At 60.8% G+C, this 22,889-nt stretch carries 13 protein-coding genes, 1 tRNA gene and 1 pseudogene; 12 read left to right on the top strand and 3 right to left on the bottom strand.

The window, feature by feature from the left end; genetic code table 11:
- Positions 1 to 466: 466 nt before the first annotated feature.
- A complete protein-coding gene (locus HZR14_RS04730; protein ID WP_181691717.1) occupies positions 467 to 703 on the bottom strand; it encodes a hypothetical protein in 237 nt (78 codons plus the stop codon).
- Positions 704 to 1,076: 373 nt separating this feature from the next.
- Between HZR14_RS04730 and HZR14_RS04725 the strand changes: the two genes are divergently transcribed.
- Both HZR14_RS04725 and HZR14_RS04720 read left to right on the top strand, forming a co-directional pair.
- Positions 1,077 to 1,757: a potassium channel family protein gene (locus HZR14_RS04725; RefSeq protein WP_181691716.1), complete on the top strand. Its 681-nt coding sequence runs from the start codon at positions 1,077 to 1,079 to the stop codon at positions 1,755 to 1,757.
- A gap of 181 nt (positions 1,758 to 1,938) precedes the next feature.
- The gene (locus tag HZR14_RS04720) at positions 1,939 to 3,489 is read left to right on the top strand and encodes a TrkH family potassium uptake protein (RefSeq protein ID WP_181691715.1); all 1,551 of its coding nucleotides are present in this window, start codon (positions 1,939 to 1,941) and stop codon (positions 3,487 to 3,489) included.
- Positions 3,490 to 3,942: 453 nt separating this feature from the next.
- Here the strand turns inward: HZR14_RS04720 and HZR14_RS04715 are convergent, their stop codons facing one another.
- Entirely contained in the window at positions 3,943 to 5,481 is a 1,539-nt protein-coding gene (locus HZR14_RS04715; protein WP_181691714.1) for a TrkH family potassium uptake protein, read from the bottom strand.
- A gap of 304 nt (positions 5,482 to 5,785) precedes the next feature.
- Here HZR14_RS04715 and HZR14_RS04710 point away from each other — a divergent pair.
- The 8 genes and pseudogenes from HZR14_RS04710 to mce all read left to right on the top strand — a co-directional run bounded on the left by HZR14_RS04710 (position 5,786) and on the right by mce (position 19,202).
- Positions 5,786 to 6,492: pseudogene (locus HZR14_RS04710) on the top strand (bacteriorhodopsin).
- A 113-nt stretch (positions 6,493 to 6,605) separates the two neighbouring features.
- Positions 6,606 to 6,679: transfer RNA gene (locus HZR14_RS04705), tRNA-Phe, on the top strand.
- 328 nt (positions 6,680 to 7,007) lie between these two features.
- The gene (locus HZR14_RS04700; protein ID WP_181691713.1) at positions 7,008 to 10,223 is read left to right on the top strand and encodes a site-specific DNA-methyltransferase; all 3,216 of its coding nucleotides are present in this window, start codon (positions 7,008 to 7,010) and stop codon (positions 10,221 to 10,223) included.
- Positions 10,224 to 10,226: 3 nt separating this feature from the next.
- Positions 10,227 to 13,286 (top strand): DEAD/DEAH box helicase family protein, encoded by a 3,060-nt coding sequence (locus HZR14_RS04695; protein WP_181691712.1) that lies wholly within the window; start codon positions 10,227 to 10,229, stop codon positions 13,284 to 13,286.
- Between the two features lie 314 nt (positions 13,287 to 13,600).
- Complete coding sequence (locus tag HZR14_RS04690; protein ID WP_181691711.1) at positions 13,601 to 16,147, top strand: DNA topoisomerase I; 2,547 nt, start codon at positions 13,601 to 13,603, stop codon at positions 16,145 to 16,147.
- Positions 16,148 to 16,274: 127 nt separating this feature from the next.
- Positions 16,275 to 17,000 carry a phosphoglycerol geranylgeranyltransferase gene (locus tag HZR14_RS04685; protein WP_181691710.1) on the top strand — a complete coding sequence of 242 codons (726 nt, stop codon included), beginning with the start codon at positions 16,275 to 16,277 and terminating at the stop codon, positions 16,998 to 17,000.
- 54 nt (positions 17,001 to 17,054) lie between these two features.
- Positions 17,055 to 18,725 (top strand): acyl-CoA mutase large subunit family protein, encoded by a 1,671-nt coding sequence (locus tag HZR14_RS04680; RefSeq protein ID WP_181691709.1) that lies wholly within the window; start codon positions 17,055 to 17,057, stop codon positions 18,723 to 18,725.
- 93 nt (positions 18,726 to 18,818) lie between these two features.
- Positions 18,819 to 19,202, top strand: a complete 384-nt coding sequence (mce, locus tag HZR14_RS04675; protein WP_181691708.1) for a methylmalonyl-CoA epimerase — start codon at positions 18,819 to 18,821, stop codon at positions 19,200 to 19,202.
- Positions 19,203 to 19,358: 156 nt separating this feature from the next.
- Here the strand turns inward: mce and HZR14_RS04670 are convergent, their stop codons facing one another.
- Positions 19,359 to 20,006 (bottom strand): FAD-dependent oxidoreductase, encoded by a 648-nt coding sequence (locus HZR14_RS04670; RefSeq protein ID WP_181691707.1) that lies wholly within the window; start codon positions 20,004 to 20,006, stop codon positions 19,359 to 19,361.
- Positions 20,007 to 20,172: 166 nt separating this feature from the next.
- On the opposite strand from HZR14_RS04670, the gene HZR14_RS04665 reads away from it, so the two are divergent.
- Positions 20,173 to 21,936 carry a 2-oxoacid:acceptor oxidoreductase subunit alpha gene (locus HZR14_RS04665; protein ID WP_181691706.1) on the top strand — a complete coding sequence of 588 codons (1,764 nt, stop codon included), beginning with the start codon at positions 20,173 to 20,175 and terminating at the stop codon, positions 21,934 to 21,936.
- Between the two features lie 2 nt (positions 21,937 to 21,938).
- The gene (locus HZR14_RS04660; RefSeq protein WP_181691705.1) at positions 21,939 to 22,808 is read left to right on the top strand and encodes a 2-oxoacid:ferredoxin oxidoreductase subunit beta; all 870 of its coding nucleotides are present in this window, start codon (positions 21,939 to 21,941) and stop codon (positions 22,806 to 22,808) included.
- The last annotated feature ends 81 nt before the right edge of the window (positions 22,809 to 22,889 follow it).

The raw sequence follows: 22,889 nt of genomic DNA, 5'->3' as shown, positions 1-22,889 counted from the left end.
AGTGAGCGTTCTTAGTATGCGACACCGTCGACTCCAAAACGAACGAAGTGGACCATACGCTGTCCAAGCCGACTACGAACAACGTGCTCCCCGACGCGCTGTTGGTGAACTCCGCGGGAGACACGCCGGCGACGATGCCGCGTCTCTCGTTGGTTACCCGTACTCACCGAGAGACGCCCGCAACCGTCGTGGCCTCGATTTCGGATACGAACAACACGAAACTCGAAACGATGCCAAACATATACTTAGAAAAATAAAACGCAGAAATATACGTTTCTCGACTGTTTTGCCATTGTCGATGCGGTTGCCCCCACCGGGAGTGTGGCTCCAACGACCATGGTCCCGGTAGCGAATCCCCGGACTGAAAGCACATTGATTATCGAGGGGATCGACGCGGCCCGGGAACGAACCCCCATCTGTCGGGTCGCCCACGAACTCACCGTCGGGTCCGACGCCGAACCGGCGATCAATCGTCCCCTTCGGTACCCAGATACTGCCAGTTTGTCTTCACCGTTCCCTCGGGGTGGCGCTCGAGTGCGACGTGGTAGTGGCTGACGTCGCTGTCCGTCTCGATGATCAGATGAATGCCGGGGTCGTCGGTCTGTGCGATCTCGTAGTTGACTACGTCCTCCCGGCTCTCGACTTCACTCCGTACCATCCGCTTCAGTCGTTGTCCCCGCCGGGCGGAGTCGGTGGTATCCATACGTGACGGTTCGCTACCGCCCCACGTCAACGTTCGTGTGTGATACCGCCGGACCGCAGCGTCGGTGCCCTCGATTCGGAACGGCTTCCGGTCGGCGACCCCCTCGTTTCACAACTCATACTGATGAACAAAAGAATGTACACACGACGCACGAGGATCACGCCGTTCGACGGAGCGAACGGCGGATCACTCGTGAGTCGGTTTCATTTGATTTCGTCCACCAGTATCACTATACCGTCTCGCCGGGGGCGAAGGCCGTGTCGCGCCGCGTCTCCGGGCCGTGATCGACGGGCCACGTACGGGAGCCCCACGGTCCCCGACCGGAGGGCGGACGGTACGCTTTTTTATTTGATGGGGGTAAACCGGATAACACATGTATATCGTCGTCGTCGGCGCCGGGGACATCGGAACACCCCTGATCGAGATCGCGATTCGGTCGGGCAACGAGGTCGTCGTCATCGAAAAGGACGAGGCGAAAGCGGATCGGGTGGCCAGCGAACACGACTGTCTGGTGCTCCAGGCGGACGCAACAAGCAAAGGCGTTCTGGAGGACGCGGGTGCGACGCAGGCGGACGCCATCGTCTCGACCACCGACCAGGACGCGACGAACATCATGGTCTGTATGCTCGCGAAGGAACTCGAGATACCGATGATCGTATCCGTCGTCCACAATCCCGAACACATGCAGTTGTACCGGCAGATCGACGTCAACACGATGGAGAACCCCCAGCAGCTCATCGCGGAGTACCTGTATCGGTCCGTCGCCCGCCCGGCGATCGTCGATTATCTGCGGATCGGCGAGACGGCGGAGGTCTTCGAAATAACGATCACGGAGGACGCGCCGATCGCCGGCAAGACGGTCGAGCAAGCGGTCCACGAGGGGGTCCTCCCGGACGACGTCCTCATCATCGCCGTCGAACGCGCCGACCTCGAATCGCCGATCACGCCGCGAGGGAGCACCGAAATCAAGCCCGGCGATCTGGTGACGGTCTATTCGGCGTTCGGTGCGGATCCGGAACTCACGGACCTGTTCGGGCACCATGAGGACCGATGACCTACGGTATCGCCCGGTCTCCCGTCCGTTTGGCGTGTAGACCGACCCACGCACAGGGGGCCGGGAGGCCGACCCACGCACAGAGGGCCAGGAGGCCGACCCACGCACAGAGGGCCAGGAGGCCGACCCACGCACAGGGGGACGCCCTGACAGTGTCCGGATCGGCGGGCGGACGAGAGCAATGCGGGTAAACACCCGAACGGTCGGGCGGGACGTCGGTCGTATCCTTCAGGCGGTCTCGCTCATGTTGGTCGTCTCGATCGCGGTCGCCGTCGGCCACCGAGAATACTACGCGGTTCCGGCTTTCGGTATCTCGTCGCTCGTCGTGGCCGGCATCGGGACCGCCCTCGTCCGGGCCTATCGCGATGCGGAGCCGCCGGGGAAACTCGAAGCGATGGTTACCGCCGCCAGTGCGTGGGGGGCGACCGGACTGCTCGGAGGGATCCCGTTTCTGCTGGTCGCATGGACGATCGCGCTCGATCCGCTCCCGGTGTGGGCACACACGCCACCGCTGGACGAGACGACGGCGATATTTCTCCACCCGCTCGATTCGGTGTTCGAGAGCATGAGCGGCTTCACCGGGACCGGCCTGACGATGGCCGCCGTCGAGGAGAACCTCCCGCGGTCGCTTCACTGGTGGCGGTCGTTCACCGAGTGGATCGGCGGTGTGGGCGTGATCGTGTTGACAGTCGCGATCCTCGCACGTCCCGGAAGCGGGTCGTTCACGCTGTACGAGAGCGAGGCCCGCTCCGAGAAGATCCATCCGAGCATCGTCTCGACCGTCCAGGAGATCTGGAAGATCTACCTCGGTCTTACGATCGGATCCATCCTGCTGTTTTTTTCGGTCGGAATGCCGCTTTGGGACGCGATCAACCACGGCATGACCGGTATCGCGACCGGTGGATTCTCCGTTCACGCCGACTCGATCGGCCACTATAACAGTCCGCTGATAGAGTATGCGGTCGTCCCGGTCATGATCGCCGGGAGTATCGCGTTTCCGATCCACTACCTGATATTCAAAGGCGAACTGCACAACTTTTATACCGACCTGCAGACGCGGTGGGTTTTGATCTGGTTTACGGCCGGATCGCTCGTGCTGACCGGAATTCTGTACGGAAACGGACAGTACGGATCGGTCGAGGAGACGTTCCGGATCGCGCTGTTTCAGTTCGTCTCCGCCACCTCGAACGCCGGGTTCGGGACGGCGGCAGTCGGGACGGGGACGGGACGCGTCTGGAACGCCGGGGCGACGTTGTTTATGTGTCTCGGAATGCTCACCGGCGCTGCCGCCGGTTCGACGGTGAGCGGTATCAAACTCATCCGTGTGATCACACTCATCAAGGGTACGGTATGGCAGGTCGAGAGCGTGTTCGTGCCCGAAACCGCGGTCCGATATCTCCGGATCGGGGACCGACGGCTCAGCGAAAAACAACTCCAGCGTGAGTATACCGAGGCGACGGTCGTGTTCATTCTGTGGCTCGCCTTTCTCTGTCTCGGCGTCGCCGTCTTCCTGTACGCGCTACCGTCCGCCTATCCCCTGGAGTACATCGTGTTCGACGTGATGAGTGCACAGAGCAACGTCGGCCTCGACGCCGGCATCACCGGGCCCGAAATGCCGACGATCACGAAGGGGATGTTGATCCTCAATATGTGGGTCGGTCGCCTAGAGATCATACCGATCGCGGTGGTACTCGGTGCGATCCTCGGCCGCCTCGATCTGTATCGGGAGTGAACGACCCCCAGTACCTCACAACGCATCGGCAGTTCCGCCGACCTGACACTGTCGACCATCGTTTCGTGACGATCGCACGGCACCGGGACAGGGACGTCCTGACGTAGATGTCGGGGGTCAGTTCGCTATAGTAGACATCGCAACTATAGTAGACATCGCAACTATAGTAAACATCGCAACTATAGTAAACATCACAACTATAGTAAACATCACAACGATGTACACATCGATCGCACTGCCGCCGTGCGGTCGAGTGTGTCTTGTTTTCCGATCTCTGCTATAGCTCTCCATTCACGATCTTCCCGGAGGACGTACGCGGGACGCGTTCGGCCGTGACGCGGAACCCCCCGTTCAAAATCCGCTTTGCGTTTCCTGTACGACTTTTATCGGTTCGGAACCCCCTCTCTTGAGTGCTCCGTCTCAAGTGAGCTCCGTGAGCTACTGACGTCGATCTCAGTGCCGGTTGTCGAGCGCCGAAACGAAGATCGCCAAGACGGGAACGATCTCCAGCCGTCCGACCCACATGAGAAAGATCATGAGTAGTTTCGACGGGATCGAAAAGAACAGATAACTGCCGAACGGTCCCAGTCGGCCGAAGCCCGGCCCGATGTTTCCGAGCGTCGCGAGGGATGCGCTGATCGCCTCTAGTGTCGAGATCTGGATCCCGATCCGGGCCGTATCGAGCGAGAGAAACACCGCTGCGAACCCGAACAACAGGATGTACAGGACCGTAAAGACGATGATACCCCGGACCGCGTCCTCGTCGACGACACTACCGCTGAGCCGCACCGGTTTGACGGCGTCGGGGTGTGCCGTCGTGAACAGTTCACGCCGGATCGTTTTCAACACGACCAGCCACCGAACGACTTTGACCCCGCCACCGGTGGATCCGGCCGAGCCGCCGACGAACATCGCGAACAGCAAAAACACCTGTGCGTGCGTGTCCCACTGTGCGAAATCCGCCGTCGCGTACCCGGTCGAGTTCATGAGCGATGCGACCTGGAATGCGGCCTGACGGAGGGTGTTCTCCGTGAGCCCGTCCGTTACGCCACCCAGTTCGGTCGGTGGCGCGGCTCCGCGGACCAACAGAAACGTCAACACGGCGACCAAGACGGCGATCGCTCCGGCGTAAAAGCGGAATTCGGCGTTTTCGAGCATGACCTCCGCCTCACCTTTCAGGACGTGCCAAAACAGCGCGAAATTGACGCCCGCGACGATCATGAACGGGATCACGACCCACTGGACGATGGCCGAGAACGCGGCGATGCTGTCGGCCTGCGGTGAGAACCCGCCAGTCGGGAGCGTGCTAAAGCCGTGCGCGATGGCGTTGTACAGGTCCATGTTCGGTGCCAGTTCGGCCAGGTGAAGGCCGTAGAGCAAACAGATGTACACGACGGTGAACCCGAAGTAGATCAACCAGAGAACACGTGCGGTTTCCGCGATCTTGGGGGTGAGCTTTTGCAGTTCCGGCCCGGGGGCCTCCGACGCCATCAGCTGTGCGCCGTTGACGGCGACTTCGGGCAGGATCGCGATCATCAGAACGATGATCCCCATCCCGCCGAGCCACTGTGTGAGCTGTCGCCACATCAACACGGCGTGGGAGTGTCGCTCGAGGCTGATCTCCCCCATGACCGTCGCACCGGTCGTCGTAAAGCCGCTCATCGACTCGAACAGCGCGTTGACGGGATGGGCGAGCGTCGACGCGGTCCCGTACCCCGCCAACAGATACGGGACGGTGCCGACCAAAGCGGCCATGAGCCAGGCCAAGGAGACGAACAAGAGTGCCTCCCGCGGCCCGAGTTCGGGGTCGGCGTCGACCTGCTCGAGCGCGAGTCCCGCCGCCGTAACGATACCGATCGAGAGGGCGAAGACCCAGATATCTTCGGCGTACACCACGGCGACGACCAGGGGGACGAACATCGTGACTGCGAGATATTTCAATCCGGTGCCGAGAAGCCCGACACTCGCTTTCCAACGTACTCGCCACGCCATAGCGTTGTGGAATCCTGTCGGGCGTATCAAACTATCGAAAACACAACTCGCGTTGACGATAGGTCGGACGAGAGGGAGGACAGACCGTAGTCGGAGGTAGCCGCCACGGGGACGCTGTGATCCCCCCGAGTACGGCGGCAGTCGGCCTTCCCGAATACGGCGGCAGTCGGCCTTCACGAATACGGCGGCAGTGAAACCATACTAGTTAGGTGCGTTCTACATGACCAACGAGCCCATAGTACGATACGTACTCATGGCACAACCAGGCAGCGAGTCACTGTGGCTGTGGATCGGCACGGCGGGAATGTTCCTCGGCATGCTGTATTTCATCGCCCGCGGTTGGGGCGAAAAAACAGACGCCGTCAGGAGTTCTACATCGTCACGATATTTATCACCGCGATCGCGTTCGTGAACTATCTCAGTATGGCGCTCGGCTTCGGCCTAACCACGGTCGAAGTCGGCGGCGAAGAGCTCCCGATATACTGGGCCAGATACACCGACTGGCTGTTCACGACGCCGCTTTTGCTCATCGACCTCGGGTTGCTCGCCGGGGCGAATCGAAACCAGATCGCCACGCTCGTCGGTCTCGATGCGCTGATGATCGGTACCGGTGCCGTGGCGACGCTGTCGACGGCCGGTGTCATGCTCTCCCCCGTCGGGGATCGAATCATCTGGTGGGGCGTCTCCACGGGCTTTTTGCTCGTGTTGGTGTATTTCCTCTTCGGGACGCTGACCGAGGAGGCGAGCCAACTGTCAGGGGCCGCCAAATCCACGTTTACTACCCTCCGGAACCTCATCGTCGTCGTCTGGCTCGTCTATCCGGTGTGGTGGATCGTCGGGACGGAAGGGCTCGGAATCATCGGTCTCTACCCCGAAACGGCCGGGTTCATGGTACTCGACATCGTCGCGAAGGTCGGCTTCGGCATCATCCTCCTGTCGAGCCGTGACGTCCTCGACGCCGCCGGCGACGCTACGAGTGCGGCAACCGACGTGGCGGCTGGGGCCGACTGATCCCCTTCGGCAATCGCTCCGCAGCCCCGCCGATGCGGTACGCGTCGCGAACCCGCGGCCATCGGCGGCTTTCGAAACCCTTTTTGATGCCCTACGTGTCGGTTGAGGTGCGAGCCGCCTTAGCTCAGACTGGGAGAGCACTCGACTGAAGATCGAGCTGTCCCCGGTTCAAATCCGGGAGGCGGCATATTCTGTTGTGACGGGCGAAGTGACGAGCAACAGGAACGACGCCGGACGGATTTGTGCCCTGGAAGACGAACGAAGTGAGTCTTCCTCCGGTTCAAATCCGGGAGGCGGCATTACACTCACGGTTCAAATGCCTGCGAGCGTAGCGTACGCGCAGCGGGAGCCAGCCAGTTACTCTACTTCGCCGCGGAGGTGACGCGAGAAGTAGCCCTTGACCTGTTGCATTATGACCGTGATTGCCGACCCCTCACGACGTGCGGCCGTGGATTCCACCCCGAAACATGTTGAACACGGAATGATTATTAGCGCCTGGTTGATGAGGTATTACGATGGCTGAACTCGCGGACATCGAAAATCTACGAGGATTCGGTCCGTCTAAGATAGAGAATTTCAGAGATGCAGGCTACGAAGAACTCGAAGATCTTCGAGGTATCACGTGGGAGGAACTGGGGGACATTCGCGGCATCAAATCACCCGCTAAACGACGGACACTGCTGACATTTTTGGAAGAACACGACCTGAGAACGAAGCCGGAACGAACGGAGAAATACGAACGGTTCCGCGAACTTCTCGAGAAACTCTTCCAGTTCGAGAGCGCCGATCTCGATTTCGGTATCTACCGGATCATGAACGAGAAACGCGACGAAATCAGCGCGTTTCTCGACGAGGGCCTTCCCGAACGCGTCGAGACCGAATTAGCGGCGTCCCAATCCGCCAAAGGACGGAAAGCGGAACGCCGGCTCGACGAAGTCAAAGCCCAAATCCGAGACGAATTCCCGAACTGGATCGACGACCACGGAAATATCGACGAAGAGGCGATCCCAGAGGACGCCCAAGGAATCGTCAAAGACCGAGCGAAGGCCTACTACGACGCCAAACAAGAGGTAGAACAAGCGGAGATCACAGAACGCACCGAGGCGGCCATCTACCAAGACCTGTACCGATTCTTTACGCGTTACTACAAGGACGGCGACTTCGTTCCACAGCGTCGAGCGGCCAACCAAGAAAAATACGCGATCCCGTACAACGGTGAGGAGGTCAAACTCCACTGGGCTAACCGACAGCAGTATTTCGTCAAAACGAGTGAGGCGTTCAACGATTACACCTTCCGTAAGGACGCCTACGATATCACGTTCAGACTTCACGACGCCCAGATCAAGCGAAACGACCGCAAGGACGACGGGAAATATTTCGTGCTCCGGGAGTCCGACCCAGTCAGCCAAGACGGTCGTGATGTCGCTGTACACTTCGAATATAGAGCACTCACACCCGAGGACTACGACACGTACGACCTGTCGGAAGGCTCCCGAACGAAAGGACGAGACATCCAGGGCGTAATCGAGGATCGGATTCTTTCCCACGCAAGCACCCAGCTCGAGGAGACACTCCGACAAGATTCTGACGTCGACCGGAGTGACAGCACGGTCCTCCAGCGCCACCTGCGGAACTACCGGACGAAAAACGAGAGTGACTACTTCATCCACAAGGACCTGAAAGGGTTCCTCCAGCGGGAACTCGAATTCTACCTGAAAAATGAGGTCTTCTCCTGGAAGGAGATCACCAACGAGCGCGGTGAAATTCCCTTTCACGTCCGCGCACGGCTCAACGCCGTCGAGCACATCGCCACAGAGATCATCGACCTCGTCTCCGAAATCGAGGATTTCCAGAAACGCCTATTCGAGAAACAGAAGTTCGTCGTCGATAGTGACTACTGTATCACATTAGACCACATCCCCGAGGAGTATTACCCGCGGATTCTCGACAACGACGAACAGATCGCAGCGTGGAAGGATCTGTACGCGATCGACGACAGCGAGGGCGAAGGCTTATCCAGATTCACCGAAGGAGAGGTTATCGACGGGACGTTCCTCGAAAACAACCCGTCGGTGATGCTGGACACGCAGTACTTTGCCACCGAGTTCGTATTCGATATTCTGGCAGAAATCGAACCATTGGACGAGACAGTCGATGGCTTAGCGATCCAATCCGAAAACGTCCACGCACTGAATCTTCTGGAACCGACGTTCGGTGACAGCATTGCGGCGTCGTACATCGACCCGCCATACAACACCGGTGACGACGAAGGGTTCGTCTACAAAGACAGCTTCCAGAGTTCCAGTTGGTTGTCGATGATGTACGATCGGAGTTCACTCGCCAATCAGCTACTCGGTGACAACGGCAAACTGTTCGTCTCCATTAGCGACGACGAATTCTCGAACCTGAAGAAAGCCCTCGACGACGTGTTCGGTCGAGAAAACTTCGTCTCGGACATCATCTGGAACTCGACCAAATCGGTGACGAACCCTGCCCCGATCTCGACCGCCCATACGCACAACCTGTTCTTCGCGAAGGACAGCGAGACGTTCAAGAACAACAAAGACCGATTCCGACTACCCGCGATCACGGAGGGCTTCGAGAATCCGGATGACGATCCGCGCGGGCCATGGAAAGCAGACCCCTTCGAAGTAGGCGGGGAACGACCGAACCAGCGATACGAGATCACGAACCCAGAAACGGGCGAAACCTTCACGCCAAAGGAGGGCAACAGCTGGAAGAACGACTACGAAACCTTCCAGCAACTGAAAGAGGACGACCGGATCGTCTTCGGGAAGTCGGGAACCGGCCGTCCGAAGCGAAAACGCTTCCTGAGCGAAGCGAAAGACCGAGGCACTACGCCCACCACGCTCTGGGACGATCTCGATACGACGACTAACGCCACAACCTACCTCCGGGACATGTTCGGTGAGCGGGGCCTGTTCAACAACCCGAAGCCCGTCGCTCTCGTCAAACGATTCGCAAAACTGGGCACCCAATCCGACGATTACATTCTGGATTTCTTCGCGGGATCCGGGACGACCGCTGAAGCGACGATCCAACTGAACGAAGAGGAAGGCACCGATCGAAAGTACATCGTAGTGGACATGGGCGAACACTTCCAAGACGTCCTGAAACCCCGCATCATTAAATCGGTATACAGCGACGAGTGGGAGGACGGGGAACCAACGACGGAGGGTTCGCGGGGCGTCTCTCACGTCTTCAAATACGTCTCTCTTGAGCAGTACGAAGACACGCTCGACAATCTCGAATCCCATGGCCAGCAGAGCAAAGTAGACGAGTTTACCGGAAGCTACCTGAAATACTTCCTCGAATTCGAACTCGACGGCCCCTCGTTGCTTGATCTCGACGAGCTACGAACCCCCTTCGAATACCAGATGCAGATCCGACAGGACGACGAGTTGAAAGACACCTTTATCAATATGGTCGAAACGTTCAATTACCTACTCGGCCTGCGCGTCTCCCGAATCCGCCGCTACGAGCGACTCGACCGCGAGTACCGAGTCGTTCACGGGACGAACCAGGATGGCGACGTACGGGTCGTCTGGCGTCCTGTATACGACGATGACGGCGAGGACTTCTTTGAGAGCGAACGGGACTTCCTCACGGAGGACGTCCTCGCCGACGAGGACGTCGTCTATATCAACCGCGATAGTGCGCTCCCCGAGACGCGCTCGATTGAGAAGGCCTTCGAAACCCGGATGTGGTGAACGATGGATGACTTCAGCCAGAAGCTCGTCTTAACCGAATATCTGTATAGCAAGTTCGGCGCAACCAGCTTCGACGAATTCCGAGACGCGCTCAACGACGCAAAGGAAGGATTCAAGCCGGATAACCGAAGCAGATTCATCGAAGAACTCACGACCGAACTGGAGCCGACCGAGTGGCTCTGGCGGCGCATCGAGCAGTACGACCGAAACATCGCTGCGTACGAACACCGGCTAGCGGAGAACCGCGAGGAGGACATCCGTCTCAAGTATTTCCAGTACCTGTCACTGCTTTTCACCGAGATTTACCTCGATCTCTACCACAACCACGAAGAGAAACTGCAGGGGGAATTTAGCGCTCTAATCGAGGACAAACGAACCGAACTCAGCGTCGAGGACCTCTACCCGTTAGAGGAGGACAACCTCAGCAAACTCGCCTACTGGATGGCAACCGGCTCCGGAAAGACCCTGATCATGCACGCGAACCTCTGGCAGTTCCAACACTACAGTGACCAAGAGCCGGAAAACCTGTTATTGATCACGCCGAACGAGGGCCTGACCGACCAGCACCTAAACGAGTTCGAAGCGAGTGGCATCGATGCACGACGGTTCAGTCCGGAGCGGAACCCCACTTCTGAGACAACGATTAACGTCTTAGACATCCACAAAATCAGTGACGAAACCGGGGAGAAAACGTACTCCGTAGACACGTTCGAAGGGGACAACCTCGTCTTCGTAGACGAGGGCCACAAAGGCGCTCAAGGGGACCGATGGATCACGTACCGAGAGCACGTAATCGGCGATGACGGATTTTCCTTCGAATATAGCGCTACATTCGGGCAAGCACTGAGCTCGATCGACAACGAACAACTCCAAAATCGGTACGTCCAGTCGATTATCTTCGAGTATTCGTTCCGGAACTTCCACATCGATGGCTTCGGAAAGGAGTACGACGTCCTCAACCTCGCCGAAGAAACAGAGTCACGCCGCGATGCATACCTCACCGCAAACCTGCTCACATTCTACGAGCAAAAAAAGTACTACACGGAGAACGAGGACGAGCTAGAGCCCTTCGAGATCGACGACCCGCTCTGGATCTTCGTTGGACAAACGGTCAACGCCGTCAGCGGCCGGGCTATTACGAAGAAAGACAAAGCCTCGGACGTCGAAACGGTCGTCCGATTCCTTGCTCGGTTCCTCCGGGAACGTGATGCAGTAATCGACGAGATCGGTGATGTATTGTCCGGGACGGGTTTCCTGGACGAGGACGGCCGTAGTCTCTTCGAAGACAAGTTCAATTATCTCGAGGAGTCCGCACTCTCGGCAGCGGAGATATACGACGAGATACTCGACATCGTCTTCAACGCGTCCACCGACGCCGAACTGAGCGTCGTTCACTTGAAGAACGCCGACGACGAGATTGGACTACGAGTCGGCCGGAACGAGGACTACTTCGGTCTCATCAATATCGGCTCCACGCGGAAATTCATCACCCGTATCGAGGAACACACCGAGATATCGACCGACGAACAGGAGTTCAAGCGGGCTCTCTTCTCGGAACTGAACTCGGACAGCTCGAACGTGACCGTCCTCATCGGAGCGAAGAAATTCACCGAAGGCTGGGACAGCTACCGCGTGGCGAGCATGGGGCTCATGCGGGTCGGACGCAGCGAAGGCTCCGAGATCATTCAGCTCTTCGGCCGCGGTATCCGCCTTCGCGGGATGAACAACTCCCTCAAGCGGACATCGCACGTAGACGTCTCTCAGTCCGACCTACCGGAACACATCGACGTCCTGGAGCGCCTGAACGTGTTCGGCATCAAAGCGGACTACATCAAAGAATTTGAGACACAGCTCGAGAAAGAAGATATCCCAACCGGGTTCGTCGAACGGACCGTCGAAACAGACGTACGAGCGGATCTCGTCGAAAACGGGCTGAACGTCCCCCGGAAGCGGGAGGATACGGAGTACGTTTCGTCAACTAGTCTGAGACTCCCACTCTCCGAAGATCACGCCCCTGCCGTTGATCTGTACTCCGAGGTCCAAACCCTCCGGAGCTCGGACACACAGGCGCTCGCCAAGGAGAAGAACAACGCCCGGAGTGACGACTTGGATCTCCAGTTGGTCGACTGGGATCGGCTCCTCATCGACCTAATCGAGTACAAAGAACGACAGGAATACTCGAATCTCGTTCTCGACGTGGCTCGCCTCAAGGCAGTCGTTCAGAACGATTACTTCGCGCTAAAATGTCCCACGTCCCGCGTTTCCCTCGACGACCCGATCGAGGCGAAAGCCGAAACCGAAGAAATCGTCCGCACCATCCTCCGATCGTACGTCGACAACGCGTTCAACGCTAAGAAATCCGATTGGGAGGACAGACGCCGCGAGTATCAACTGCTTCGGCCGGACGACACAGAACTACGCTTCGAGTTGACGTTCCGGGTGCCCGATGAACCGGAGCTCCTCGAAACGGTCGATGGGATACTCTCCGCGAACGGCTCGTCGTCGAATGAGTACACACTCGACTTCGATCGGAGCCTCTACACCCCCCTATTCGTCAAGGAACAAATCGAAGCGGCGGGCCCCCAAGAGCAGTTGAAAGCGCCATCGCAGTCGCTCAACGAAGACGAACGGCGGCTGGTCGAACGGCTGGACGCCATCGTCAAAACAGGACACCTCAGACGTCAGGACGTCTACCTACTCAGAAACCCCCGAGGCAGGGGGATTGGATTCCAACAGGGTGGATACCCTGATTTCATCCTCTGGATCAAGTCCGCTGATAAGCAAACCGTTCTCTTTTTAGATCCACACGGGATGGTCTTCGAACCGGAAGACATCGAAAAATCGAACAAGGTGAAGCTGAATGACCGAGTCAAGGTCCTCGAAGATCGGTTACATGACCCCGATATCGAGATGCACTCTTATGTGATCTCTGTCACGGAGGAGACTACATTGCGGGAGTCGCGGGACGTCTGTGTGGAGACGTACGAAGACCATAACGTCTACTTCCAGGAGGAGGGATATTTGAAGCGGATCCTTCAGGACGCAGGCGTTCAGATCTCTTGATTTATACTGGTGGACGAAATCAAATGAAACCGACTCACGAGTGATCCGCCGTTCGCTCCGTCGAACGGCGTGATCCTCGTGCGTCGTGTGTACATTCTTTTGTCCGTCAGTATTAGGGCCCTCCCCCGCGACATCCTTCCACGGCTGACGTCGTGGGGTTTCTCCTCGATATTTTATAAAACGGGTAGCTCACGCTGCGGTGTAGCTCACGCGTACGCCCGACCCGTCGCGCGCCCGTAGGCGCGCTCTCACGCGGTTTTACTCCCGGCCCGACGAAAGGTTGAAATCCGGAGTCGGCGTATCCACGTCCAACAGTGGAACTCATCGTCACCGAAAAGGACAACGCGGCGCGCCGGATTGCCGGGATTCTCTCCGGCGACAGCGCCTCGACCGACCGACAGTACGGCGTCAACGTCTACCGATGGGGGGACAAACGCTGCGTCGGGCTCTCCGGACACGTCGTCGGCGTCGATTTTCCGCCCGAGTACGCCGACTGGCGGGACGTCCAGCCCGCGGAGTTGGTCGAGGCCGACGTGGTCAAGACACCGACTCAGGAGAACATTGTCCGGACGCTAAAGGAGTTGGCCGCCGACGCGGATCGGATCACGATCGCGACCGACTACGACCGGGAGGGGGAGTTGATCGGCAAGGAAGCCTACGAACTCGCCCGCGAGGAGACGGACGCGCCGATCGACCGCGTCAGGTTCTCCTCGATCACGGAAAACGAGGTCCGGGAGGCGTTTTCGAACCCCGACGAGTTGGACTTCGATCTGGCGGCCGCCGGGGAGGCCAGACAGGTGGTCGATCTGCTCTGGGGGGCGGCGTTGACCCGATTTCTCTCGCTGTCGGCAAAGCAGCTGGGCGAGGACTTCATCTCCGTCGGCCGCGTCCAGTCGCCGACGCTGAAGCTCATTGTCGACCGTGAACGCGAGATCCAGGCGTTCGATCCCGACGACTACTGGGAGCTGTTCGCCGATCTGCTGAAGGGGGATACCGTCTTCGAGGCCCAGTACTTCTATCGCGAGGACGGTACGGAGGCCGAACGCGTCTGGGACGAAGCCGACGCGAACGAAGCCTTCGACCGATTGGCGGGTGCCCGCGAGGCGATCGTCGACTCCGTCCGCCGCCGCCGCCGGACTGACGAGCCCCCGGAGCCGTTCAATACGACCCAATACATCAGTTCGGCGAGTTCGATCGGGCTGTCCGCCCAGAAGGCGATGAGCATCGCCGAGGAGCTCTACACCGCGGGCTATATCACCTATCCACGGACAGACAACACCGTCTATCCCGACGATCTCGACCCCGACGCGCTTCTCGACGAGTTCGCCGAGCACTATCTCTTCGGCGAGGACGCAGCGTCGCTCCTCGCGGCCGATACCATCGAGCCGACCGCGGGCGACGAGGAAACGACCGATCACCCGCCGATCCATCCGACGGGCGAGATCCCGACGAAAGCGGACGTCTCGGAGGACGAGTGGGAGGCCTACGAACTCGTCGTCCGGCACTTCTTTGCGACGGTCGCCGACCCCGCGGAGTGGGAGCACCTGAAAGTCGTCGCCGACGCCAACGGCTGTCCGTTGAAAGCCAATGGCAAGCGGCTTCTCGATCCGGGCTACCACGAAGTGTATCCGTACCGATCGACGAGCGAAAGCTACGTTCCGGACGTCGACGAGGGCGAGATCGTCGATATCGAGGACGCCCGCATCGAGGCGAAACAGACCCAGCCGCCACGCCGCCGCGGCCAGTCCCGACTCATCGAGGAACTCGAGTCCCGCGGGCTCGGGACGAAGTCGACACGACATCACACGATCGAGAAGCTCTATGACCGCGGCTACATCGAGGGCGATCCCCCGCGGCCGACGAAGCTCGCGATGGCGGTCGTCGAGGCCGCCGAGACGTTCGCCGATCGGATCGTCGACGAGGACATGACGGCGCAACTCGAAGCGGATATGAACGCAATCGCGGACGGCGAGAAGAGCTTCGAGGCGGTGACCGACGAGTCCAGGGCGATCCTCGATCGGATCTTCGAGGAGCTGCACGACTCCAGATCTGACATCGGCGAGCACCTCCGGGAGTCGATGAAGGCGGATCGGACGCTCGGGCCGTGTCCGGAGTGCGGCGAGAGCCTGCTCGTCCGCCGCTCGCGGCAGGGCTCGTACTTCGTCGGCTGCGATGGGTTTCCGGACTGTCAGTATACCCTGCCGCTGCCGAACAAGGGCGAGCCGACGGTGATCGACGAGACCTGCGAGGAACACGGTCTCAAGGGCGTAAAGATGCTCGCCGGCCGGAGCACGTTTGTACACGGCTGCCCGCAGTGCAAGGCCGACGAGGCCGACGAGGCCGACGATCAGATCATCGGTCCGTGTCCGGAGTGTGGCGAGGGTACGGCGGAGCCGGGGGCGTCGGAGAACGGGACCGACGGGAGCAAAGGCGGCGAACTCGCGATCAAACAGCTCCGAAACGGCTCGCGGCTCGTCGGGTGTACGCGGTATCCCGAGTGTGAGTACTCGCTGCCGCTGCCGCGCCGCGGAGACATCGAGGTGACAGAGGAGATCTGCTCGGAGCACGGCCTGCCACACCTGCTCGTCACGGACGGTGCCGACGACGACGATCCCTGGGAGCTCGGCTGTCCGATCTGTAACTACGCCGAATACAGGGAGCGACAGGCCGCCTCGGAGATCGAAGATATCGACGGCATCGGCGGGAAAACCGCAAAAAAGCTCGCCGCGGCGGGCATCGAATCGATCGACGACCTCCGGAGCGCCGACGCCGCGGCCGTCGCAGACGACGTTCAGGGCGTCTCCGAGGACCGCCTCCGCGAATGGCAAGCGGAGGTCAACGCCGGTGCGGTCGCGGATTGATGCGGGCTGTCGTCGTCGTCGGGTCCCGACGGGCACCGAACCCGATCGGACGCCGGCCGGTACTCTGTGACGACGACCCATACAGGATGTCGAAGCGGTTTTAGCTACCCCCCGTGACAGATGGTGTATGAGCGCGCCGTGGGCAACGTGGGATCACATCGTCAAGATCGATCCCGACAAGACGCTCGCCGAGGGCGAGACGTTCGAAGACGTCTGTGCGACCGGAACCGACGCTCTCGAGATCGGCGGAACCACAGGGATGACCGAGGAGAAGATGGCACGGGTCGTCGAGGCGACGACCGCCTACGACATACCGGTGTACATCGAGCCGTCGAACGTCGGCGCGGTCGTCCACCGTGACGGCCTCGACGGCTACTTCGTACCGATCGTCCTCAACGCCGGCGATCCCTTCTGGGTGACCGGGGCACACAAAGAGTGGGCGCGCCTCGACAGCGACATCGACTGGGACCGGACCTTCTCGGAGGCCTACCTCGTTCTCAATCCCGACTCGTCGGTCGCGACGTACACCGAAGCGGACTGTGAGATCGATGCCGACGAGGTCGCCGCCTACGCCGAGGTCGCAGAACGGATGTTCGGCCAGCGCATCGTGTACGTCGAGTACTCCGGGACGTTCGGCGATCCCGAGATGGTCCGGGCCGCCGCCGGCGCCGTCGAGGAGGCGTCGATCTTCTATGGCGGCGGTATCCACGACTACGGGTCGGCCTACGAGATGGGCCACCACGCGGACACGATCGTCGTCGGTGACCTCGTCCACGAGGAGGGCGTCGATGCGGTCGAAGAGACCGTCGAGGGCGTCCGTGAGGCGAAATCCGAACCAGTCGAAGGCGCGTAGCCGAGCGGCCGCATCCCGCCAACTCTTAAGCCGGCGGGTCCGTATCGATCGATAATGTTCGACGCTGACGACCTCGATGAGATCCGTGCGGGGTACGACCAGTGGGAGGCCGAGACGTACGGCCCGACGGTTGACCGGTTCGGCGAGCGAAACGAGGCGTTCACGACCGATACGGGGGGACAAACCGTCGATCCGTTGTACACGCCCGACGACGTATCCGACCTCGAATACGAGGAGGACCTCGGGTACCCCGGCGAGCAGCCCTATACTCGGGGCGTCTACTCGACCATGTACCGGGGGCGGCTGTGGACGATGCGGCAGTACGCCGGGATGGGGACCGCAGCCGAGACGAACGATCGGTTCAACTACCTCATGGACGAGGGCCAAACCGGTCTCTCGATGGCGTTCGACCTGCCGACACAGATGGGCTACGATTCGGATTCGGCGATGGCCGAAGGAGAGGTCGGCAAGAGCGGGGTCGCGATCGATTCACTCGACGACATGGAGACCGTCTTCGAGGGGATCCCGCTCGACGAGGTGTCGACGTCGATGACGATCAACGCCCCCGCGTCCGTATTGCTCGCGATGTATATCGCCGTCGGCGACAAGACGGGCGTCGACCGCGAGGAACTTCGGGGAACGATCCAAAACGACATTCTCAAGGAGTACATCGCCCGAAACACCTACATCTTCCCGCCGGAACCCTCGATGCGAATTATCACCGACATCTTCGAGTTCTGTACCGAGGAGGTCCCGAACTTCAATACGATCTCGATATCGGGGTATCACATCCGGGAGGCGGGCGCGACAGCGGCCCAAGAACTCGCCTTCACGCTCGGCGACGGGCTCGAGTACGTCGAAGCCGCGGTCGAAGCCGGCCTCGACGTCGACGACTTCGCCCCACAGCTCTCGTTCTTTTTTAATGCCCACAACAACGTCCTCGAGGAGGTCGCGAAGTTCCGGGCCGCACGTCGGATGTGGTACAAACTGATGGACGAGCACTTCGACGCCGAGAAACCGGCGTCGAAACAGCTGAAGTTCCACACCCAGACGGCCGGATCGACGCTGACGGCCCAACAGGTCGAGAACAACGTCGTCCGCGTGGCCTACCAGGCTCTGGCGGCAGTGTTGGGTGGCACACAGAGTCTCCACACTAACGGAAAGGACGAGGCGCTTAGTCTGCCGACCGAGGAGTCGGTTCGGACGGCGCTTCGGACCCAGCAAATCCTCGCACACGAGTCCGGTGCTGCGGACACGATCGACCCGCTGGCGGGCTCGTACTACGTCGAGAGCCTGACCGACGAACTCGAAGCCGAGGCGTTCGACCTTCTCGAGGAGGTCGACGAACGCGGCGGGATGCGACAGGCCGTCGAGAACCGGTGGGTGCAAAAACAGATCCAGGACGTGGCCTTCGACCGCCAGCGCGAGATCGAAACCGGCGAGCGCATCATCGTCGGCGTCAACGAGTTCGAGGTCGACGAGGAGCCGAAGGAGGACATCGAGGAAGTAAGCGAGGAAGAACAGCGCCAACAGCGCGAGCGGGTTCAGGAGCTACGCGAGAGCCGCGACAACGAGGCCGTCGAGGACGCCCTGGCGGCGCTAAGAGACGCGGCCGAGGGGAGCGATAACGTCATGCCCTACATCGTCGACGCGGTGAAAGCGTACGCGACGACCGGGGAGATCTGCAACGCGATGCGGGACGTCTTCGGCGAGTACCAGGGCTGACCGAGATGCCGCATCGGGATCGGGCAATGATGTCCCGAACTGCGTCGGGGGCGTTTCCCCCGCGTTTTTCATCCCTCCAGTCGAGTGACCGGTATGAACTTCGACCACGCCGGCGTTGCGACCGACGATGCCGAGGGGCTCGCGTTCCTCTATACGGACCTGTTCGGCTGTGAGATCGCCCACGAAGAGCGTTTCGGGGAGTTGAACGTCATCTTCCTCGAACTCGGAAACGGCTACTTCGAGTTGCTCGAGCCCCACGGCGATGGGACGATCTCGCGGTATCTCGACGAGCACGGCGCAGGCCTCCACCACGTCGCCTTGGAGACGGACGATATCGAGGCGACGCTCGACACCGCCGAGTCCGTCGGCGTCGAGTTGATCGACGAGGAGCCACGGCAGGGGGCGTGGGGCCACCGGGTCGCCTTCCTCCATCCGGGGTCGACCGGGGGCGTGTTGATCGAGTTCGTCGAGCACTGACGGCTTCGCTCTCGGACCGGTAGTGGCGAACAGGCGGCACGCGTTCGCTCCGCAGCCCGTGTGCCACGCTCTCGCCCGGGCGGGCCGCGGTCGGCGCTTAGACCATACGCCGGATGGCCGCGTGCCCGTATATAAAACCGCGGTCGGGTCGGCCGATCAGCCGAAGTTCTCCGATTTGACCCTGTCGGGGTCACCGCCTGCCGCCTCGATCGCGGCCTCGGCGTCCCCGAGGAAGTCGGCGAACCCGTAGACGAACAGCTGTTCGTCGCCGCCCCCGGTACGGACGTCGGCGACGCTGTCGTCGAGAGCTGTCGCCTCGGTGAGGACGAATACGTCCGCTCCGGCGGCCGCGAGCGCCGCGAGACGGCCCTCGTAAAGCGGATCGTCGTCCCGATAGACGACGGCCGCGTCACCTCCATCCGAGATCGCTCGTTCGGCGATCGCGACTGCGGGGCCGACGCCGGGGCCGCCCGCGAGAACGACGACGCGTCGTTCGTGCTCGTAATAGTCGTTTCCGAACGGCCCGGAGATGGTGATCGGATCGTCGGGGACGATCGAGAGCAAGTACTCGCTAAACGCCCCTCCTTCGTCCGGGTCGTAGCTGACCGTGAGTTCGAAGGTGCCGTCCGTGTCGGGCGAGGAGATGGTATAAAACCGACCGACCGACTCGCCGCCGATCGTCGCCGAAAGCTTGACGAACTGGCCGGGAAGGGCGTCGAACCCGGACGGCGTCTCTATTTCGATGGCGACGGCATCGGTACCGACGTCACGGACGGCGGCGACAGTCGTCTCGATGGGGTCCATACGTGATGTAGGCCCTCCCGGCCGCAAGGCGCTTTCGGAGCCGGCTGTTCCGTTCCGGGATCGTACTCCCTTAATACCTCCCGTAGAGCCGATTTTCCCGGTGATACGGTGGCGAACGGCAATATTCAGAAGGCTTAACGTCCGCCGTGTAGAACCCCGATATAGCATGCCAGAGGACTTAAACTGGGCCGTCGGCGGCGAAGCCGGCGATGGGATCGATTCGACCGGGAAGATCTTCGCCCAGGCGCTCTCCCGTGCGGGGCGCCACGTCTTTACCTCGAAGGATTTCGCATCACGAATCCGGGGCGGGTACACCGCTTATAAGGTACGGACGTCGGTCGACCGCGTCGAGAGCGTCGTTGACAGACTCGACATCCTGATCGCGCTCACACAACGGACCGTCGACGAGAACCTCGACGAGTTACACGACGACTCGATCATCATCTACGACGGCGAGCGGTCGATGATGTCGGACTTCGAAACCCCCGGCGAGACGATCGGGCTCGACGTCCCGTTGAAACGGCTCGCGGAGGACGCCGGCGGGGCGATCATGCGGAACATCGTCGCCCTGGGGGCGGCCTGTGCCGTCTCGGGGTTCAACATCGAGTATCTCGACGAGTCGCTCGAAAAGCGCTTCGGCGGCAAAGGCGAAGCGATCGTCGACAACAACAAAGCGGCGGCACGAGCCGGCGCGGAGTACGTCGAAGAGGAGTACGACTTCTCGGCACCGTACGACCTCGAAACCACCGACAACGACTACGTCCTGTTGAACGGAGGCGAGGCGATCGGGATGGGCGCGTTGGCCGCCGGTTGCCGGTTCTACGCTGGCTACCCGATCACGCCCGCGACGGACGTAATGGAGTATCTGAAGGGCCGGATCGAGGACTACGGCGGGATCGTCGTCCAGGCCGAGGACGAGCTCTCCGCGGTGAACATGACCCTCGGAGGGGCCCGTGCGGGTGCGCGGGCGATGACCGCGACGTCCGGGCCGGGGATCGATCTGATGACGGAGACGTTCGGTCTCGTCGCCACCTCCGAGACGCCGCTCGTCATCTGCAACGTCATGCGCTCGGGACCGTCGACGGGGATGCCGACCAAACAGGAGCAAGGCGATCTCAATCAGATGCTCTACGGGGGCCACGGCGAGATTCCGCGGTTCGTCCTCGCCCCGACGAACATCGCCGAGTGCTTCCACAAGGCAGTCGAGGCGTTCAACCTCGCTGAAAAGTATCAGCTCCCGGTATACTTGACCAGCGACCTCTCGCTTGCGGTCACAGAGCAGACGTTCGAACCCGAGGAGTTCGATATGGAGGCCGTCGAAATCGACCGCGGGAAGGTCGTCGACGAGGAGACGATCGGGGAGTGGCAAAACGAGAAGGGGCAGTTCAAACCGCACGCGATCACCGACGACGGGATCAGCCCCCGTTCGTTCCCCGGGACCGACGGCGGTGCCCACATGTCGACCGGCCTCGAACACGACGAGTTGGGCCGGCGGACCGAGGACACGGATATGCGGATCGAGCAGGTCGACAAACGCGATCGGAAAGTCGACACCGCCCGCGAGCGCGAGGACTGGGGCTACCGGGAGTTCGGCGACGCGGAGGCGGATACGCTGATCCTCTCGTGGGGCTCGAACGAGGGCGCGATGCGGGAGGCGATCGGGATGCTCGCCGAGGACGACATCGACGTACGACTCATCTCGGTGCCGTACATCTTCCCGCGTCCGGACCTCACCGACGAGGTCGAAGCCGCCGAGGAGACGATCGTCATCGAGTGTAACTCGACGGGGCAGTTCGCTGACCTCATAGAGCACGACACGCTTTCGCGGGTGCAACGCATCAACAAGTACAGCGGCGTGCGGTTCAAAGCGGACGAACTCGCCGAGGAAGTCAAAGCCGCCCTCGGCGAACCGACGGAGGTGGAGGCCTGACAATGAGCTCAAACGTTCGATTCACCGATTTCAAATCGGATAAGCAACCGACGTGGTGTCCCGGCTGCGGCGACTTCGGGACGATGAACGGCATGATGAAAGCCCTCGCCGAGACCGGCAACGACCCCGACAACACGTTCGTGGTCGCCGGAATCGGCTGCTCGGGCAAGATCGGGACGTACATGCGCAGCTACGCGCTACACGGCGTCCACGGCCGCGCGCTGCCCGTCGGCACGGGCGTCAAGATCGCCAATCCCGAACTCGAAGTGATGGTCGCGGGCGGCGACGGGGACGGCTACTCGATCGGAGCCGGCCACTTCGTCCACGCGGTTCGCCGGAACGTCGACATGACCTACGTCGTCATGGACAACCGGATTTACGGGCTGACGAAGGGGCAGTTCTCGCCGACCTCTCGGGAGGATTTCGAGACGTCGACCTCGCCGGACGGGACGAACCAACAGCCGGTCAATCCACTTGCGCTGGCGCTCGCCGCAGGCGGGACGTTCATCGCACAGTCCTTCTCGTCGGATTCCCAGCGTCACGCCCAAATCGTCCAGGAAGCCATCGAACACGACGGTTTCGGCTTCGTGAACGTCTACTCGCCGTGCGTGACGTTCAACGACGTCGACACCTACGACTACTTCCGCGATACGATCGTCGACGTCGGCGACGAGGAGTTCGACCACGATCGGACGGACTACGACGACGCAAAGGACCTCATCCTCGATCGCGACAAGGAGTATCAGGGCGTCATCTACCAAGACGAAAGCTCCGTCGGCTACGAGACGCGAGAGGGCGTCGAAGAGCCGATGACTGACATCCCCGACGGCGCGCCCGAGGACGCGATGGACCTCGTCCGCGAGTTCTACTGATCGGGCCACCGGCCGCCGACTTTTTCGCGTCGAAGCGAGCGCCCGCCAGTGCCGCAAAAACGGTTTTGACCCTCCCTGCCG

Source organism: Natronomonas salinimetallica, from assembly GCF_013839515.1.
GTDB lineage: Archaea > Halobacteriota > Halobacteria > Halobacteriales > Haloarculaceae > Natronomonas.
Note: the sequence above shows the minus strand (reverse complement) of the source record. Positions and strands in the feature narration are given on the sequence as shown.

Coding starts and splice junctions, on each gene's coding strand:
- HZR14_RS04730 (WP_181691717.1), bottom strand. CDS start 703: ATGGATACCACCGACTCCGCCCGGCGGGGACAACGACTGAAGCGGATG.
- HZR14_RS04725 (WP_181691716.1), top strand. CDS start 1,077: ATGTATATCGTCGTCGTCGGCGCCGGGGACATCGGAACACCCCTGATC.
- HZR14_RS04720 (WP_181691715.1), top strand. CDS start 1,939: ATGCGGGTAAACACCCGAACGGTCGGGCGGGACGTCGGTCGTATCCTT.
- HZR14_RS04715 (WP_181691714.1), bottom strand. CDS start 5,481: ATGGCGTGGCGAGTACGTTGGAAAGCGAGTGTCGGGCTTCTCGGCACC.
- HZR14_RS04700 (WP_181691713.1), top strand. CDS start 7,008: ATGGCTGAACTCGCGGACATCGAAAATCTACGAGGATTCGGTCCGTCT.
- HZR14_RS04695 (WP_181691712.1), top strand. CDS start 10,227: ATGGATGACTTCAGCCAGAAGCTCGTCTTAACCGAATATCTGTATAGC.
- HZR14_RS04685 (WP_181691710.1), top strand. CDS start 16,275: ATGAGCGCGCCGTGGGCAACGTGGGATCACATCGTCAAGATCGATCCC.
- HZR14_RS04680 (WP_181691709.1), top strand. CDS start 17,055: ATGTTCGACGCTGACGACCTCGATGAGATCCGTGCGGGGTACGACCAG.
- mce (WP_181691708.1), top strand. CDS start 18,819: ATGAACTTCGACCACGCCGGCGTTGCGACCGACGATGCCGAGGGGCTC.
- HZR14_RS04670 (WP_181691707.1), bottom strand. CDS start 20,006: ATGGACCCCATCGAGACGACTGTCGCCGCCGTCCGTGACGTCGGTACC.
- HZR14_RS04665 (WP_181691706.1), top strand. CDS start 20,173: ATGCCAGAGGACTTAAACTGGGCCGTCGGCGGCGAAGCCGGCGATGGG.
- HZR14_RS04660 (WP_181691705.1), top strand. CDS start 21,939: ATGAGCTCAAACGTTCGATTCACCGATTTCAAATCGGATAAGCAACCG.